Below are 14,529 nucleotides of genomic sequence, written 5' to 3'. Positions count from 1 at the left end.
TTCCCCCAGAGGATGTTGCCCATGAGTTCTTCGTTCTACGTTGGCCAGCGCGAGTTCTTCCCCGGTGTCGGTCGCATTCCCTTCGAAGGCCGCGATTCGGACAATCCGCTGGCCTACAAGGTCTACGACGCCGACAAACAGGTCGGCGGGCGCAGCATGGCCGAGCACCTGCGATTCGCCGTGGCGTACTGGCACAGCTTCTGTGGGGCAGGGCACGACCCGTTCGGCCCCGGTACGCGCGTTTATCCGTGGGACCAGGGCGCCACGCCGCTGGCGCGTGCCGAGGCCAAGGCCGATGCCGCTTTCGAGTTCGTCACCAAGCTGGGCGTGCCGTACTACTGCTTCCATGACGTCGACCTGGCGCCGGATGCCGATGACATCGGCGAGTACCGCGACAACCTGGGGCACATGGTGGAAATCGCCGGCGAGCGCCAGCGGCAGACCGGGGTCAAGCTGTTGTGGGGTACGGCCAACCTGTTCTCGCACCCACGCTACATGAACGGTGCAGCGACCAATCCGGATTTCGCCGTGGTCGCGCGCGCTGCGGTGCAGGTCAGGGCGGCGCTGGATGCCACGGTGGCGCTGGGCGGCAGCAACTATGTGTTCTGGGGTGGCCGCGAAGGCTACGCCTGCCTGCTCAACACCGACATGAAGCGCGAGCAGGCGCATCTTGCGCGGTTCCTCGCGGCGGCGCGCGATTACGGGCGCAGCATCGGCTTCACCGGGACCTTCCTGATCGAACCCAAGCCGATGGAGCCGATGCACCACCAGTACGATTTCGACAGTGCCACGGTGGTCGGTTTCCTGCGCGCGCATGGGCTGGACCGCGACTTCAAACTCAACATCGAAGCCAACCACGCCACCTTGTCCGGGCATACCTTCGCCCACGACCTGCAGGTGGCCTCCGATGCCGGCCTGCTGGGCAGCATCGATGCCAACCGCGGCAACCCGCAGAACGGCTGGGATACCGACCAGTTCCCGACCGACCTGTATGACGCGGTAGGCGCGATGCTGGTGGTGCTGCGGCAGGGCGGTTTTGGCGATGGCGGGCTCAACTTCGATGCCAAGGTGCGTCGGGAATCCAGCGACCCGCAGGACCTGTTCATCGCCCACATCGGCGGCATGGATACCTTTGCCCGCGGCCTGGAAGTCGCCCATGCACTGGTCACCGCTTCGCCGCTGGAACAGTGGCGCAGCGAACGCTACGCCAGCTTCGACAATGGCGCGGGCGCTGCGTTCGCCAATGGCCAGTTGACCCTGCAGGACCTGTGCGCGCACGCCCAGCAGGCCGGCGAGCCGCGGCAGCGTAGCGGCCGGCAGGAAGCGTATGAGAACCTGCTCAACCAGTACCTGCTGCGCTGAGCGGCAGGCGTCCATCGCAACCGGGTAAACCCATGTCCAAAGCGCTATCCGCTTCTTCCGGCACGCAGGGCGAGAACACCGCCTTCATCGTGCTGATCAGCTGCGTGGCCACCATTGGTGGCTTCCTGTTCGGCTTCGACAGCGGGGTCATCAACGGTACCGTCGACGGCCTTCGAAACGCGTTCAATTCCAGCGAAGCCGCGCTCGGCTTCGAAGTGGCTTCGATGCTGCTCGGTTGTGCCATCGGCGCGTTCCTGGCCGGGCGGCTGGGTGACCTGCTGGGACGGCGCAGCGTGCTGATCATCTCGGCGGTGCTGTTCCTGCTGTCGGCGTTGGGGGCCGGCGCGGCGCACGCGTCGTGGCTGTTCGTCGCCGCGCGCGTGATCGGCGGTTTCGCGGTCGGCGCGGCCAGCGTGATGGCCCCGGCGTACATCGCCGAAGTCGCCTCGGCGCGCTATCGCGGCAAGCTCGCCACGGTGCAGCAGATCGCCATCATCAGCGGCCTGTTCGCGGCCTTCCTGAGCAACTACCTGCTGGCACGCGCGGCGGGTGCGTCCACCGAAGTGCTGTGGCTGGGGCAGGAAGCATGGCGCTGGATGTTCTGGATGCAGGCCATTCCTTCGCTGCTGTTCCTGGCGCTGCTGCTGGTGATCCCGGAAAGCCCGCGCTTCCTGGTGGTCAAGGGGCGCAGGGCGGAAGCATCGGCGGTGCTGACCCGCCTGTACGGCGCGGTGGAGGCCCAGGCCAAGCTCGGCGAGATCGAGCACAGCCTGGCCCAGCACCAGCACCGGCCGTCCTTCGCCGATCTGAAGGACAAGGCGAGCGGCAAGCTGCGCGGCATCGTCTGGGTGGGCATCGGGCTGGCCGTGCTGCAGCAGCTGGTCGGCATCAACGTGGTGTTCTACTACGGCGCAGTGCTGTGGCAGGCGGTGGGCTTCTCCGAAAACGATGCGCTGCTGATCAACGTGCTGTCCGGTGCACTCAGCATCGGAGCGTGCCTGGTGACGGTGGTGCTGATCGACCGCATCGGTCGCAAGCCGCTGCTGTGGGTGGGTTCGGTGGGCATGGCGATCGCGCTGGCCCTGATGGTGGTGGCGTTCTCCAGCGGCAGCCTGGTCGATGGCCGCTTGCAGCTGTCCGATGGCATGGGCCGGCTGGCGCTGGTGGCGGCCAATGTCTACGTGGTGTTCTTCAACATGTCCTGGGGCCCGGTGATGTGGGTGATGCTGGGCGAAATGTTCCCCAACCAGATCCGCGGTTCGGCGCTGGCCGTGGCGGGTGCGGCGCAGTGGACTTCGAACTTCGCCATCACGGTGACCTTCCCGATCCTGCTGGCCGGGATCGGCCTGGCCGGTGCCTACAGCATCTATGCGGTAGCCGCGTTCCTGTCGATCTTCTTCGTGATCCGCTACGTGCGCGAGACCAAGGGAAAGGAGCTGGAACAGATGGAAGGCTGACTTCCACGCAGGGCCCGGCGCCACCGCGCCGGGCCTTCAACGACACGCCAACAGGCACAAAAAAACCCGCTCATGGCGGGCTTTTTGCTTCCTGCTGCAGTGACTGGTGCTCCCTAGGGGACTCGAACCCCTGTTTTAGCCTTGAGAGGGCCACGTCCTAACCTCTAGACGAAGGGAGCGTTTGAAGTGTCACTGCCGGGGCAGGCGCGCTAGTATATGCATCTCGATGCCATTGGGCAATCCCGAAACTTCAACCGGAAGCGCCAACATCATTCCCTCCGTGACAACTCCGATCAGCCTGCGCGTCATCCCGCGCGACCAGCACACCATCTCGCGCAAGGACATCAGCCCCAACGCCGTGCGCGTGCTGTACCGCCTGCGGGATGCCGGCTTCGGCGCCTACCTGGTGGGTGGCGCCGTGCGCGACCTGCTGGTCAATGGCCACCCCAAGGACTTCGACGTGGCCACCGATGCCACGCCCGAACAGGTCAAGCAGCTGTTCCGCAACTGCCGCCTGATCGGTCGCCGCTTCCGCCTGGCCCACGTGGTGTTCGGCCGCGAGATCATCGAAGTGGCCACCTTCCGCGCCAACATCGATGACGGCAGCGGCGACCGCGAGATGGAAAACGGCATGCTGGTACGCGACAACGTGTACGGCTCCATCGAAGACGATGCCATCCGCCGTGACTTCACCTGCAACGCGCTGTACTACGCCATCGAGGATTTCTCGGTGCGTGATTACACCGGCGGTTTCGAAGACGTGCAGGCCCGCCTGATGAAGCTCATCGGCGATCCGGAACAGCGTTACCGCGAAGATCCCGTGCGCATGCTGCGTGCCGTGCGCCTGGCCGGCAAGCTCGGTTTCCAGATCGAGGAAAAGACCGCCGCGCCGATCCCGCAGCTCGCCAACCTGCTCAACGAAGCGGCCCCGGCGCGCCTGTTCGAGGAAGTGCTGAAGCTGTTCCTGGGCGGGCATGGCGTGGCCAGCTTCGAGGGCCTGGAACGTTACGGCCTGTTCGATGTGATGTTCCCGGAAAGTGGCAAGGCGCTGCGTTCCAACCGCAGCGGTGCGCTGCGCCGCATGCTGATCGAAGGCCTCGCCAATACCGACCAGCGCGTGGCCAACGACGAGCCGGTGTCGCCGTCGTTCCTGTTCGCGCTGCTGCTGTGGCCGGCGTTCTGCCGCACCCAGGCCACGCTGCTCAAGCAGGGTGTCGCCGAAGAAGAAGCGCAGCGTCGCGCCGCCGACCGGGTGACCCTGCACCAGCTGACCACCATCGCGCTGCCGCGCCGCTTCTCGCTGCCGATGCAGGAGATCTGGCTGCTGCAGGCCCGCTTCGGCTCACGCCAGCGCAAGCGCGTGTTCCGCACGTTGACCCACCCGCGTTTCCGCGCGGCGTTCGACTTCCTGATCCTGCGCCAGGTGGCCTCCAGCGAACATGCCAGCGACGTGGCGTTCTGGCGCGAAGCGCAGCAGCAGTCCGGCCGTGAGCTGGAAAGCGCGCTGGATGACCTGCACACGCAGGATGCCGACGATGCGGGTGACGAGCCGCGCAAGCGCCGCCGCCGCCGTCGTCGCCCGGGTGCTCCCGGCGCACCGGCTGCCGAGTAAGCGGCGTGGTCAGGGCATGGATCGGCCTGGGCGCCAACCTCGGTGACGCTGCCAGTACGGTCAGTGCGGCGATCGAGGCGCTGGACGGCTTGGCCGATACTGAACTGACCCGCGCCTCGCTGCTGTACGCCAGCCCGGCCTGGGGCAACGAGGACCAGCCACCGTTCGTCAATGCGGTGGCCTGCGTCCAGACCGACCTGCCGCCGCTGGCCTTGCTCGATGCCCTGCTGGCGCTGGAAACCGGCTTCGGTCGGGTGCGTGATCCGGCCGTGCACTGGGGCCCGCGCCTGCTCGACCTGGACCTGCTGCTGTACGGCGACCAGGTGATCGACCTGCCGCGCCTGCAGGTCCCGCATCCGTACCTGCACCAGCGCGCCTTCGTGCTGGTGCCACTGGCCGAAGTGGAGCCGGACCTGCTGATTCCCGGGCACGGCCGCGTGCGGGATGCAGTGATGCAGGTGCCGACCAGCGGGATCGCGCCGATAAGGGGATAATGGGGCGGTTATCACCCCCGGTTATTTCCTGATGAGCACCCACGCAGACAGCAAACCCTGGACCGTCCCGGCGCTGGCCGAGGCCAAGCGCAATGGCCAGAAGCTGGTCATGTTGACCGCCTACGACGCCGGTTTCGCCCGGACCTTCGACGCCAACGGGGTCGACCTGATCCTGATCGGCGACTCGCTGGGCATGGTGGTGCAGGGGCACGATTCGACCCTGCCGGTGACCGTGGCCGACATGGTCTACCACACCGGCGTGGTGGCCCGCGTGCTGCAGCGCGCGCTGCTGATCGCCGACCTGCCTTTCGGCGCCGACGCCACCCCGGAACGTGCCTTCGATGCGTCGCTGCAGTTGCTGCAGGCGGGCGCGGAGATGGTCAAGATCGAAGGCGCCGGCTTCAAGCTGGACATCATCCGCCACCTGGTGGAGCGCGAAATCCCGGTGTGCTCGCACCTGGGGCTGACCCCGCAGTCGGTGCTGCGCCTGGGTGGCTATCGCGTGCAGGGTCGCGGCGATGCCGCCCGCCAGCTGGTCGAAGATGCCAAGGCCGTGGTCGCCGCCGGTGCCAGCATGATCGTGCTTGAATGCCTGCCCACGCCGGTGGCCGCCGAGGTCACCGCCGCCGTTGCGGTGCCGACCATCGGCATCGGCTCCGGTCCGCAATGCGACGGCCAGGTGCTGGTGATGCATGACATGCTGGGCCTGGACAGTGGTCATCGCCGGCCCAAGTTCGTCAAGGATTTCCTTGCCGAAGGCGGTTCGGTGGCCGGTGCCACCCGCGCTTACGCCGATGCCGTGCGCAACGGCACCTTCCCCGATGCCGAGCACGCCTACGCCTCATGATCCAGACCGTTACCGAACTTGCCCAGCTGCGCGCGATCGTCAGCGGCTGGAAGCGCGAAGGCCTGCGCGTGGCGCTGGTGCCGACCATGGGCAACCTGCACGCAGGCCACTATTCCCTGGTCGCGCTGGCGCGGCAGTACGCTGATCGCGTGGTCTCCAGCGTGTTCGTCAACCCGACCCAGTTCGGGCCGAACGAAGACTTCACCCGTTACCCGCGCACGCCCGAGGCCGATACCAGTGGCCTGGAAGCGGCTGGCTGCGACGTGCTGTGGCTGCCGACGGTGGAGTCGATGTACCCGTTCGGCGTGGAGCTGGCGGCCAACGTCAGCGTGCCGGGAATCAGCGGGCTGCTGGAAGGGGCGCATCGCCCCGGTCACTTCGACGGTGTCTGCACGGTGGTGACGCGCCTGTTCAACCAGGTGCAGCCCGACGTGGCGGCGTTCGGCAAGAAGGACTACCAGCAGCTGGCGGTGATCCGGCAGATGGTGGCCGACCTGGCGTTCCCGATCCAGATCGTCGGCGGCGACATCGTGCGCGAAGACGACGGCCTGGCCATGAGTTCGCGCAACCAGTACCTGGATGCGGTGCAGCGTCCGGCATCGACGACGATCCATCGGGTGCTGCAGGGCATGCGCGAAGGCTACATCACCGGGCTGTCGCGTGAGCGCATCGAGGCCGATGCGGCCGCTGCCCTGCAGGCCGCGGGATTCCAGGTGGACTACGCTGCGCTGCGTACCCCGGACCTGATCGAGCCGCCGCATGAAGGCGGGCCGCGCGTGGCGCTGATCGCCGCGCGGCTGGGCAGCACCCGGCTGATCGACAACCTCGAGTTCTGACGCGCCGGGTTGCGTGACAGCGCCCTGAAGGGGGGAGCGTCCTTTTCGCCAAGCGACAAGGACGCTCCCCCTTTTTTTTACAGCTGTTCCAGCGCGCGCCGGACCAGGCCCTCGCGGTACCAGGTCCTGTCAGGGTAGACCGGCTGCCCGCACGCGATCCGCGCCTGATGGATACGCACCGCGATCTCCATCGCCCTGTCTGATTGCCGATCGAGCGTGGACGGTGCGCGTGGCAGGCCGGCCTGCCCGCGGCTGGCCGCCGCAACGGGGGCCGCAGCGCAGGCGCAATAGCGGAAGCCGCTGGCCACCGACCCCGCTTTGTCCGCCTGTTCGGCTTCGGCCCACGCCGCCCGTGTCAGGCGCGCTTCCAGGTTGGCGATCCTGCGCAGCATCGGGTGGGCGTCGTAGATGCCGGTGGCGGGGAACAGCTCGCGGTACCCACCCGTGCGTACATCCGGCGCGGCAGCGCGGGGGGACGACGCAGGCATCGCCGCAGGAGCTGTTGCCTGCGCGGGTGCAGGTGCCGCTGTTGATGCCCGCGCCCGCGCGTCTGTGCTGCGCGCGCGGGGCAGGGCGGGGCGATCTTCCTGGTTGCGCACGGCTACCGAACGCGATCGCGGGCGTCGCGCTCTGGCAGGTGGCTCGCCGATCCAGGTAGGCCCGGAAAAGCGCTTGACCAGCTTGTCGAAATCAGAGGCACGGCTGAGGGTGGCGGCGGCGGTGGAAGGCATGTGGACTCCGGGTTGAGAAGGGTAGTCCAGCAGATGCAGGCACGGCGCGCTTGCAGGAATCGTGCGTTTCGCGCCGGGCGCCGCTGCGTCGCTGACGGGTTCAGGCGGCCGGACCTGAACCGCTGCCTGACCGGCGCCGGGTGGCCCTGTCGCCAACGTCCCAGGTGGTAGAATCCCGGCTTTCCTTTACCGCGTTGCCTGTGCCATGCACCTGTCCCTGCTGAAGACCAAGATCCACCGCGCCACCGTCACCCATTCGGAGCTGAACTACGAAGGGTCGATCGCGATCGACGACAACTTGCTGGCGGCCACGGGCATCCGTGAGTTCGAGCAGGTGCACATCTGGGACGTCACCAACGGCGCCCGGTTCAGCACCTATGCCATCCGTGCCGAAGCCGGCAGCGGCGTGGTCTCGCTCAACGGCGGCGCCGCCCGTCATGTGCAGGTCGGCGACATCATCATCATCGCCGCCTTCGCCACCATGAGCGAGCAGGAAGCAGACAGCTTCCGGCCGAAGCTGGTATACGTGGATGGCAACAACCAGATCTCCCATACCAACGACAGCATCCCGACCCAGGCCGCATGACAACGAACAACGGACTCGACACGCTTCACTCCCATGCCCAGCGCCTGCGTGGCGCGCGCATCCCCGACCTGCTCGCGGCCGAACCCGGCCGGGTAAAGGATCTGGCACTGCGGGTCGGTCCGTTGTACGTCAACTTCGCGCGGCAGAAATACGATGCCGCCGCCCTGCAGGCGTTGCTGTCGCTGGCCGCTGACCGTGACGTCGGCGGTGCCATCGCGCGCCTGTTCCGCGGCGAGCAGGTCAACCTGACCGAGGGCCGTGCCGCGCTGCATACCGCGCTGCGCGGTGATGTGGTCGATGCGCCGGTGGCTGCCGACGCCTTCGCTACCGCGCGCGAGGTCCGCCAGCGGATGGGCGAACAGGTGCGCGCGCTGGAAAACAGCGGCGTCACCGATGTGGTGAGCGTGGGCATCGGCGGTTCGGACCTCGGTCCGCGGCTGGTTGCCGACGCCCTGCGTCCGGTGGACGGCAGCCGCCTGCGCGTGCATTTCGTGTCCAACGTGGATGGCGCCGCCATGCAGCGCACGCTGGCCACGCTGGACCCGGCGCGTACCGCCGGGATCCTGATTTCCAAGACCTTCGGTACCCAGGAAACCCTGCTCAACGGGCAGATCCTGCACGACTGGCTGGGTAGCAGCGAACGCCTGTATGCGGTCAGCGCCAACCCGGAGCGCGCCGCCAAGGCCTTCGACATCGCCTCCAGCCGCGTGCTGCCGATGTGGGACTGGGTCGGCGGTCGCTACTCGCTGTGGTCGGCGGTCGGTTTCCCGATCGCACTGGCGATCGGATTCGAGCGCTTCGAAGCCCTGCTGGAAGGCGCCTCGCAGATGGACGCGCACGCACTGGATGCGCCGCTGGAGCGCAACCTGCCGGTGCTGCACGCGCTGACCGATATCTGGAACCGCAACGTGCTGGGCCATGCCACGCACGCGGTGATGACCTATGACCAGCGCCTGGCGCTGCTGCCGGCCTACCTGCAGCAGCTGGTGATGGAAAGCCTGGGCAAGCGCGTGCAGCGCGATGGCCAGCCGGTTTCCAGCGATACCGTGCCGGTGTGGTGGGGCGGGGCGGGCACCGATGTGCAGCACAGCTTCTTCCAGGCCCTGCACCAGGGCACCAGCGTGATCCCGGCCGATTTCATCGGCTGCGTGCGAAGTGACGATCCGTACACCGTCAACCACCAGGCGTTGCTGGCCAACCTGCTGGCGCAGACCGAAGCCCTGGCCAACGGCCAGTCCAGCGATGATCCGCACCGTGATTATCCGGGCGGCCGGCCGAGCACGTTGATCCTGCTCGATGCGCTGACCCCGCAGGCGCTGGGTGCCCTGATCGCGATGTACGAACACGCGGTGTACGTGCAGTCGGTGATCTGGAACATCAACGCCTTCGACCAGTTCGGCGTGGAGCTGGGCAAGCAGCTTGCCGGGCAGCTGCTGCCGGCGCTGCAGGGCGAGGCGGTGGACATCACCGATCCACTGACCCTGGAAGTGCTCGGCCTGCTGAAGTAACGCGTAGCGACGCTGTACCTGGTAGTGACGGCCGCTGGCCGTCAGCTCCTGCCCCGGCAGGTGACGACCGTTGGTCGTCACTCCGTCGCCCCGGCCGCCTCGCTCGCCGAGCATGGCTCGGCGCTACCCTGCGTGCGCACGGCCGCTGTACCCGGTAGTGACGGCCGCTGGCCGTCAGCTCCTGCCGGGGCACGCCGCCCACCTGGCGTCGCCAGGCGCCAGCATCGTTCAGCGCGAAGGTTCCGGGCTCGGCCGTTTGGCCAGCTTGCGCTGCAGCGAGCGCCGGTGCATGCCCAGCAGCCGCGCGGCGGCCGACACGTTGCCACCGGTTTCATGCATCGCCTGCTGGATGTGCTCCCACTGCAGCCGGCTGATCGGCGTCATCGCATCGGGCAGCTCCAGCTCGCCGTCGTCGTCGGGACCGTCATCCTCTTCCCCCAAGGCGCGCAGGATCATCGGCACCGTGGCCGGCTTGGGCAGGTAATCATCCGCGCCCAGCTTGATCGCCTCCACCGCGGTGGCGATGCTGGCATAGCCGGTTACCAGCAGGATGCGCATGTCCGCGCGCAGCGCGCGCAGCGGCTGGATCAGCGCCAGTCCGGACTCACTGCCGAGCTTCAGGTCGATCAGGGCGAACGCTGGCGGCTGCTGCCGTGCCAGCAGCAGCGCGCTGGCCGAGTCCTGCGCCGTGCGCGTTTCCAGCCCCTTGCGCGCCAGGCTGCGCTGCAGGGTGCGCAGGTACAGCTCGTCATCATCGACCAGCAGGCCATCACCGTGCAGCGAGGCCGGGGTGGGGAAGGGCGTATTCATGGGGTTTCCTCGCGGGGGACCAGGGGGATGCGGAAGCCGACGCGGCTGCCGGCGCCCTGCGCCGGACGCATCCACATTTCACCGTGCAGTCGTTCAATGGTGGCGTGGGACAGGGCCAGTCCAACACCCATGCCTTCGCTCTTGCTGGAGCTGAACAAGGTGCCGGGCAGCACTGCCTTGCGCGTATCGAAGCCGGGACCGAAGTCGCGCACCTCGCCGACCAGATCGTCGCCCTCGATGCGCAGCGACAGCTCCACTTCCGCACGCCCGACCTGCTCGCCGGCTTCGGCGGCATTGTTCAACAGCACCATCAGCAGGTGGCCGACGCCGGCATCCAGCGGCCGGGTCAGCGGCGCATCCGGATTGCGGCTCAGGGTGATGGTCGGGCGCACCAGTCGCCATTGTTCCAGCACCTGCAGGGCGGTGGACGGTCCGCGGCCAGGGGCATCCGGGGAGGCCGGGGCGGCCAGCGCCAGCACCCGTTCACGGCACTGCACCAGCAGCTCGCGCAGGGTTTCCACATCCTCGCGCACGTCGGTGCTCTGGTTCTGTTCGGCGATGTCGTCGGCCAGCAGGGTCATCGTCGCCAGGGGCGTATTGAGTTCGTGCGCGACCGACGCCGCATGGGTAGCCAGCGCGACGATGCCTTCGTTGCGCGCGAAGCGCTCGCGCAGCAGCGACAGTTCGTGTTCGCGCTGGCGCAGGGCGATCGCCAGCCGGGTGGAAAAGGCCAGCACCACCGTCACCGAGATCAGGAAATTCGCCACCACGCCCCACTGCTGCAGGACATCCGGAGCGAAGTAGCCGCCCGCCGGCAGCGGCAGGCCGAACGCTGCACTGACGCAGTAGCCGATCAGGCAGGCAGCAGCCACCGCCAGCGTCCAGCGCGCCGGCAGGGCGAGCGCAGCCAGCGCGATCAGGATCAGGAACAGCGAGCCGAACGGATTGGTGATGCCGCCGCTCCAGCCGACCATCCAGGTCAGCACGGTCACATCCACCAGGATGTGCCCGAACGCAGTCACCGGGGCGGTATCGGTGCCGTGTACGCGCAGCTGGGCGTAGGTGTTGAACAGCGCCAGCACGGCCACGCCGGCCCACAGTGGAACCTGCGGCAGCGGCAGGCCAAGCACCCAGGTGGCGACCAGGATCGTGGCCGCCTGGCCGGCGGTGGCCAGCCAGCGCAGGCTGCACAGGGTCTGCAGGAAGGGGGCGTCAGGGGAAGTCATGGCTGCCATCGTATGCGTTGCCTGCGTGCACCGCCTGCGACAATCGGCCGCAGATGCCACCGCGGCTGAATGGGAGTCACCCGACGGTCCTGCAGCAGCGCTAGAATATTGCGATGCATGACGCCGTCTCCCGACCGACCCCGCCCGCCGAGCCCACTTTCTGGCCGCGCCGACTGACCCAGCCTGTCCGCATCGGCGGCGTGGTGGTGGGCGGTGGCAAGCCGGTGGTGGTGCAGTCGATGACCAACACCGATACCGCCGACGTGGCCTCCAGCGTAAAGCAGGTGGCCGAGCTGTGGCGCGCCGGTTCGGAAATGGTGCGGCTGACCGTCAACAACCCCGAGTCCGCCGCGGCCATTCCGCGCATCGTCGACAAGCTGGCGATGATGGGCATCGAGGTGCCGCTGATCGGTGACTTCCATTACAACGGCCACCAGTTGCTGAGCGCCGAGCCGGCCTGTGCCGAAGCGCTGGCCAAGTACCGGATCAATCCGGGCAACGTCGGCTTCGGCAAGAAGAAGGACCTGCAGTTCGCGCAGCTGATCGAGTTCGCGATCCGCTACGACAAGCCGGTGCGCATCGGGGCCAACTGGGGCTCGCTGGACCAGTCGCTGGCGGCCAGGCTGATGGACGAGAACACCCAGCGCGAGCAGCCCTGGGATGCCGGCCGCGTCCTGCGCGAGGCACTGATCCGCTCGGCGCTGGATTCTGCCGAAACCGCGGTCGAACTGGGCCTGCCACGCGACCGCATCGTGCTGTCGGCGAAAGTCAGTGGCGTGCAGGAGCTGATCGCGGTGTACCGCGACCTTGCCCAGCGCTCGGATTTCGCCCTGCACCTGGGCCTGACCGAAGCCGGCATCGGCAGCAAGGGCATCGTGGCTTCGGCAGCGGCGCTGGCGGTGCTGATGCAGGAAGGCATCGGTGACACCATCCGGATTTCGCTGACGCCCGAACCGGGCCAGTCGCGGACCCAGGAAGTGATCGTCGCCCAGGAGCTGCTGCAGACCACCGGTCAACGTGCCTTCACCCCGCTGGTCACGGCCTGCCCGGGCTGCGGCCGCACCACGTCCGAGTTCTTCCAGGAGCTGGCCAAGGTGGTGCAGAACCACGTGCGTGAACGCATGCCGCTGTGGAAGATCGAGCATCCGGGGGCGGAGAACATGACGCTGGCCGTGATGGGCTGCATCGTCAACGGGCCGGGCGAATCGCGCCACGCCAACATCGGCATTTCCCTGCCGGGTACCGGTGAAGCACCGGCCGCGCCGGTGTTCGTCGATGGCGAGAAGAAGATCACCCTGCGCGGCGAGAACATCGCCCAGGATTTCGTCAAGCTGATCGACGACTACGTCGAACAGAACTATGTCCGAAACGCCGGATAAGCCCGGGATGCTGGCCGGTCCCGGGGAAGAGGCGGCAGGCGTCCGCCATTGGATGTCGCGCAACGCGTGGCGCTTCGTGCTGCTGTTTGCCGGCGTGCTGCTGCCGTTGGCGGTGTTCGTCGCGCTGGCCGATGAGGTGCATGAATTCGAGGCGTTCCACTTCGATGCACCGCTGCTGTGGCGGATGCACGGCTGGCATGGTCCGGTGCTGGACCAGGTCGTGGTGGTCATCACCCGGCTGGGTTACGAGTGGTTCCTGATCCCCGCCGACGTGGTGATCGTGGCGGCCCTGTTGTGGGCCAGGCGCTGGCGTGAGGCGAGCTTCGCGGCCATCGGCTTCGTCGGATCGGCGCTGCTGAACATGAGCAGCAAGCAGTTCTTCCAGCGTGACCGGCCCAGCCTGTGGGAGTCGATCGCGCCCGAAGCGACCTACAGCTTCCCCAGTGGCCATGCGATGGGGTCGATGACCTTCGCCTGCGTTGCCGTGCTGCTGGCCTGGAATACCCGATGGCGCTGGCCGGTGGCAGTGGCTGCCCCGGTGTTCGCCGTGCTGGTGAGCGTGTCCCGGGTCTACCTGGGGGTGCATTACCCGTCCGACATCCTGGCCGGCTGGTGCGCCGCGCTGGTCTGGGTGGTCGGCTGCTATCTGGTGATGTTCCGCCAGCACCGGCCATGGCGCCGGGGTGCAGATGTTCCGGTGGCGTGAATGAATCATAAAGATGGGGCCGTTAGTAGGCTATATTGATCGAGAACGTGGATTCATGGCGGACCTTCGAACGCCGGAGCTGGGCAGTGTGATTCCGGCCGCAATTCGGAACCTGCTGTCGGGTATTGCGCTTGTGGGACCTCTTCCCGCGTACCTACCGTGGAAGTCGGAAGCGGTAGTGAAAGGGGAAGATGCATGACGATTCGTGTCTATCTGGTGGATGACCACGCGCTGGTCCGCACCGGCATGAAGATGATCCTGTCCGGCGAAACCGATATGGAGGTCATCGGCGAGGCGGAGTGCGGCGAAGATGCGCTGCGCGAGATCCGGCAACTGAAGCCGGACGTGGTGCTGTGCGATCTCCACCTGCCGGGCGTCAGCGGGCTGGAAGTGACCGAACGGATCGTGCGCGGCCAGGAGGCCACGCGGGTCGTCATCGTGTCGGTGCTGGAAGACGGGCCGATGCCCAAGCGCCTGCTGGAAGCCGGTGCATCGGGCTACATCAGCAAAGGCTGCAACGCACAGGAACTGCTTCGCGCGGTCCGAGATGCGTCGCTGGGGCGGCGTTACTTGGGCAGCAACATCGCACAGAACCTTGCCCTGTCCACGGTGGAAGGCAGCGCCTCACCGTTCGACAGCCTGTCACCGCGCGAACTGGAAGTGGCCCTGCTGCTGACCCAGGGGCTGCGCCAGGAAGACATCGCGCGCCGGCTCAGCCTGAGCGCCAAGACCATCAACACGCACAAGGCGCGCTTGTTCGAAAAGATGGGAATCCACGACAACATCGCGCTGGCCCGCATGGCCAGCCAGTACGGCCTGGTGGACCCGGCACGACCGATGTAATCGGGGTGGGTGACGACCGTTGGTCGTGGTGGGTGACGAAGCATCGGTCGTGGTGGGTGACGACCACTGGTCGTCACGCTCTTCTCCCCGCCGAGCCAGGCCCGGCGCTACCCTTCGCCGGGCAATGACCCC

At 67.3% G+C, this 14,529-nt stretch carries 14 protein-coding genes and 1 tRNA gene; 11 read left to right on the top strand and 4 right to left on the bottom strand.

What is annotated here, in order from left to right; all coding sequences use genetic code 11:
- Positions 1-21 precede the first annotated feature (21 nt).
- Together xylA and QE373_RS11545 are read left to right on the top strand one after the other, a co-directional pair.
- Positions 22-1,362 (top strand): xylose isomerase, encoded by a 1,341-nt coding sequence (gene xylA / locus QE373_RS11550; RefSeq protein ID WP_309686655.1) that lies wholly within the window; start codon positions 22-24, stop codon positions 1,360-1,362.
- A gap of 32 nt (positions 1,363-1,394) precedes the next feature.
- On the top strand, positions 1,395-2,819 hold the full coding sequence (locus QE373_RS11545) for a sugar porter family MFS transporter (protein WP_309686652.1): 1,425 nt from the start codon (positions 1,395-1,397) through the stop codon (positions 2,817-2,819).
- Positions 2,820-2,923: 104 nt separating this feature from the next.
- Here QE373_RS11545 and QE373_RS11540 read toward each other — a convergent pair.
- A tRNA-Glu gene (locus QE373_RS11540) sits at positions 2,924-2,998 on the bottom strand.
- 53 nt (positions 2,999-3,051) lie between these two features.
- Here QE373_RS11540 and pcnB point away from each other — a divergent pair.
- Genes pcnB through panC form a run of 4 tightly spaced genes read left to right on the top strand, consistent with a single transcriptional unit; the run spans position 3,052 to position 6,608 of the window.
- Positions 3,052-4,431 carry a polynucleotide adenylyltransferase PcnB gene (pcnB, locus tag QE373_RS11535; RefSeq protein ID WP_057508162.1) on the top strand — a complete coding sequence of 460 codons (1,380 nt, stop codon included), beginning with the start codon at positions 3,052-3,054 and terminating at the stop codon, positions 4,429-4,431.
- A gap of 5 nt (positions 4,432-4,436) precedes the next feature.
- The gene (gene folK / locus QE373_RS11530; protein ID WP_057508161.1) at positions 4,437-4,925 is read left to right on the top strand and encodes a 2-amino-4-hydroxy-6-hydroxymethyldihydropteridine diphosphokinase; all 489 of its coding nucleotides are present in this window, start codon (positions 4,437-4,439) and stop codon (positions 4,923-4,925) included.
- A gap of 31 nt (positions 4,926-4,956) precedes the next feature.
- A complete protein-coding gene (gene panB / locus QE373_RS11525) occupies positions 4,957-5,772 on the top strand; it encodes a 3-methyl-2-oxobutanoate hydroxymethyltransferase (RefSeq protein ID WP_309686646.1) in 816 nt (271 codons plus the stop codon).
- Positions 5,769-6,608 (top strand): pantoate--beta-alanine ligase, encoded by an 840-nt coding sequence (panC, locus tag QE373_RS11520; protein WP_309686643.1) that lies wholly within the window; start codon positions 5,769-5,771, stop codon positions 6,606-6,608. Before panB ends, panC begins: the two co-directional genes overlap by 4 nt.
- A gap of 77 nt (positions 6,609-6,685) precedes the next feature.
- Here panC and QE373_RS11515 read toward each other — a convergent pair whose 3' ends face one another.
- The gene (locus QE373_RS11515; RefSeq protein WP_309686641.1) at positions 6,686-7,096 is read right to left on the bottom strand and encodes a hypothetical protein; all 411 of its coding nucleotides are present in this window, start codon (positions 7,094-7,096) and stop codon (positions 6,686-6,688) included.
- 448 nt (positions 7,097-7,544) lie between these two features.
- Here QE373_RS11515 and panD point away from each other — a divergent pair, with 448 nt between their 5' ends.
- Together panD and pgi are read left to right on the top strand one after the other, a co-directional pair.
- On the top strand, positions 7,545-7,925 hold the full coding sequence (gene panD, locus QE373_RS11510) for an aspartate 1-decarboxylase (RefSeq protein ID WP_042614028.1): 381 nt from the start codon (positions 7,545-7,547) through the stop codon (positions 7,923-7,925).
- Entirely contained in the window at positions 7,922-9,433 is a 1,512-nt protein-coding gene (gene pgi / locus QE373_RS11505; protein ID WP_309686634.1) for a glucose-6-phosphate isomerase, read from the top strand. The genes panD and pgi overlap by 4 nt, the downstream gene beginning before the upstream one ends.
- 228 nt (positions 9,434-9,661) lie before the next feature.
- Here pgi and QE373_RS11500 read toward each other — a convergent pair whose 3' ends face one another.
- Together QE373_RS11500 and QE373_RS11495 are read right to left on the bottom strand one after the other, a co-directional pair.
- Complete coding sequence (locus QE373_RS11500) at positions 9,662-10,243, bottom strand: response regulator transcription factor (RefSeq protein ID WP_057508156.1); 582 nt, start codon at positions 10,241-10,243, stop codon at positions 9,662-9,664.
- Positions 10,240-11,469 carry an ATP-binding protein gene (locus QE373_RS11495; protein WP_057508166.1) on the bottom strand — a complete coding sequence of 410 codons (1,230 nt, stop codon included), beginning with the start codon at positions 11,467-11,469 and terminating at the stop codon, positions 10,240-10,242. The genes QE373_RS11500 and QE373_RS11495 overlap by 4 nt, the downstream gene beginning before the upstream one ends.
- Before the next feature lie 113 nt (positions 11,470-11,582).
- Between QE373_RS11495 and ispG the strand changes: the two genes are divergently transcribed.
- The 3 genes from ispG (at position 11,583) to QE373_RS11480 (ending at position 14,397) form a co-directional block, all read left to right on the top strand.
- Complete coding sequence (gene ispG / locus QE373_RS11490) at positions 11,583-12,848, top strand: flavodoxin-dependent (E)-4-hydroxy-3-methylbut-2-enyl-diphosphate synthase (RefSeq protein ID WP_309686624.1); 1,266 nt, start codon at positions 11,583-11,585, stop codon at positions 12,846-12,848.
- On the top strand, positions 12,829-13,554 hold the full coding sequence (locus QE373_RS11485; protein ID WP_309686621.1) for a phosphatase PAP2 family protein: 726 nt from the start codon (positions 12,829-12,831) through the stop codon (positions 13,552-13,554). Before ispG ends, QE373_RS11485 begins: the two co-directional genes overlap by 20 nt.
- Before the next feature lie 195 nt (positions 13,555-13,749).
- The gene (locus QE373_RS11480; protein ID WP_042614023.1) at positions 13,750-14,397 is read left to right on the top strand and encodes a response regulator; all 648 of its coding nucleotides are present in this window, start codon (positions 13,750-13,752) and stop codon (positions 14,395-14,397) included.
- The last annotated feature ends 132 nt before the right edge of the window (positions 14,398-14,529 follow it).

It is taken from the genome of Stenotrophomonas sp. SORGH_AS_0321, from assembly GCF_031453215.1.
Taxonomy (GTDB): Bacteria; Pseudomonadota; Gammaproteobacteria; order Xanthomonadales; family Xanthomonadaceae; genus Stenotrophomonas; species Stenotrophomonas chelatiphaga.
The sequence above is the reverse complement of the archived record's forward strand: the minus strand, read 5'-3'. Positions and strand labels throughout refer to the sequence as shown.

Bases quoted from the DNA above. Each gene is read 5' to 3' on its own strand.
- panB (WP_309686646.1), top strand. From the start codon at position 4,957: ATGAGCACCCACGCAGACAGCAAACCCTGGACCGTCCCGGCGCTGGCC.
- QE373_RS11480 (WP_042614023.1), top strand. From the start codon at position 13,750: ATGACGATTCGTGTCTATCTGGTGGATGACCACGCGCTGGTCCGCACC.
- QE373_RS11485 (WP_309686621.1), top strand. From the start codon at position 12,829: ATGTCCGAAACGCCGGATAAGCCCGGGATGCTGGCCGGTCCCGGGGAA.
- xylA (WP_309686655.1), top strand. From the start codon at position 22: ATGAGTTCTTCGTTCTACGTTGGCCAGCGCGAGTTCTTCCCCGGTGTC.
- pgi (WP_309686634.1), top strand. From the start codon at position 7,922: ATGACAACGAACAACGGACTCGACACGCTTCACTCCCATGCCCAGCGC.
- QE373_RS11500 (WP_057508156.1), bottom strand. From the start codon at position 10,243: ATGAATACGCCCTTCCCCACCCCGGCCTCGCTGCACGGTGATGGCCTG.
- QE373_RS11495 (WP_057508166.1), bottom strand. From the start codon at position 11,469: ATGACTTCCCCTGACGCCCCCTTCCTGCAGACCCTGTGCAGCCTGCGC.
- ispG (WP_309686624.1), top strand. From the start codon at position 11,583: ATGCATGACGCCGTCTCCCGACCGACCCCGCCCGCCGAGCCCACTTTC.
- QE373_RS11545 (WP_309686652.1), top strand. From the start codon at position 1,395: ATGTCCAAAGCGCTATCCGCTTCTTCCGGCACGCAGGGCGAGAACACC.
- QE373_RS11515 (WP_309686641.1), bottom strand. From the start codon at position 7,096: ATGCCTGCGTCGTCCCCCCGCGCTGCCGCGCCGGATGTACGCACGGGT.
- panC (WP_309686643.1), top strand. From the start codon at position 5,769: ATGATCCAGACCGTTACCGAACTTGCCCAGCTGCGCGCGATCGTCAGC.
- panD (WP_042614028.1), top strand. From the start codon at position 7,545: ATGCACCTGTCCCTGCTGAAGACCAAGATCCACCGCGCCACCGTCACC.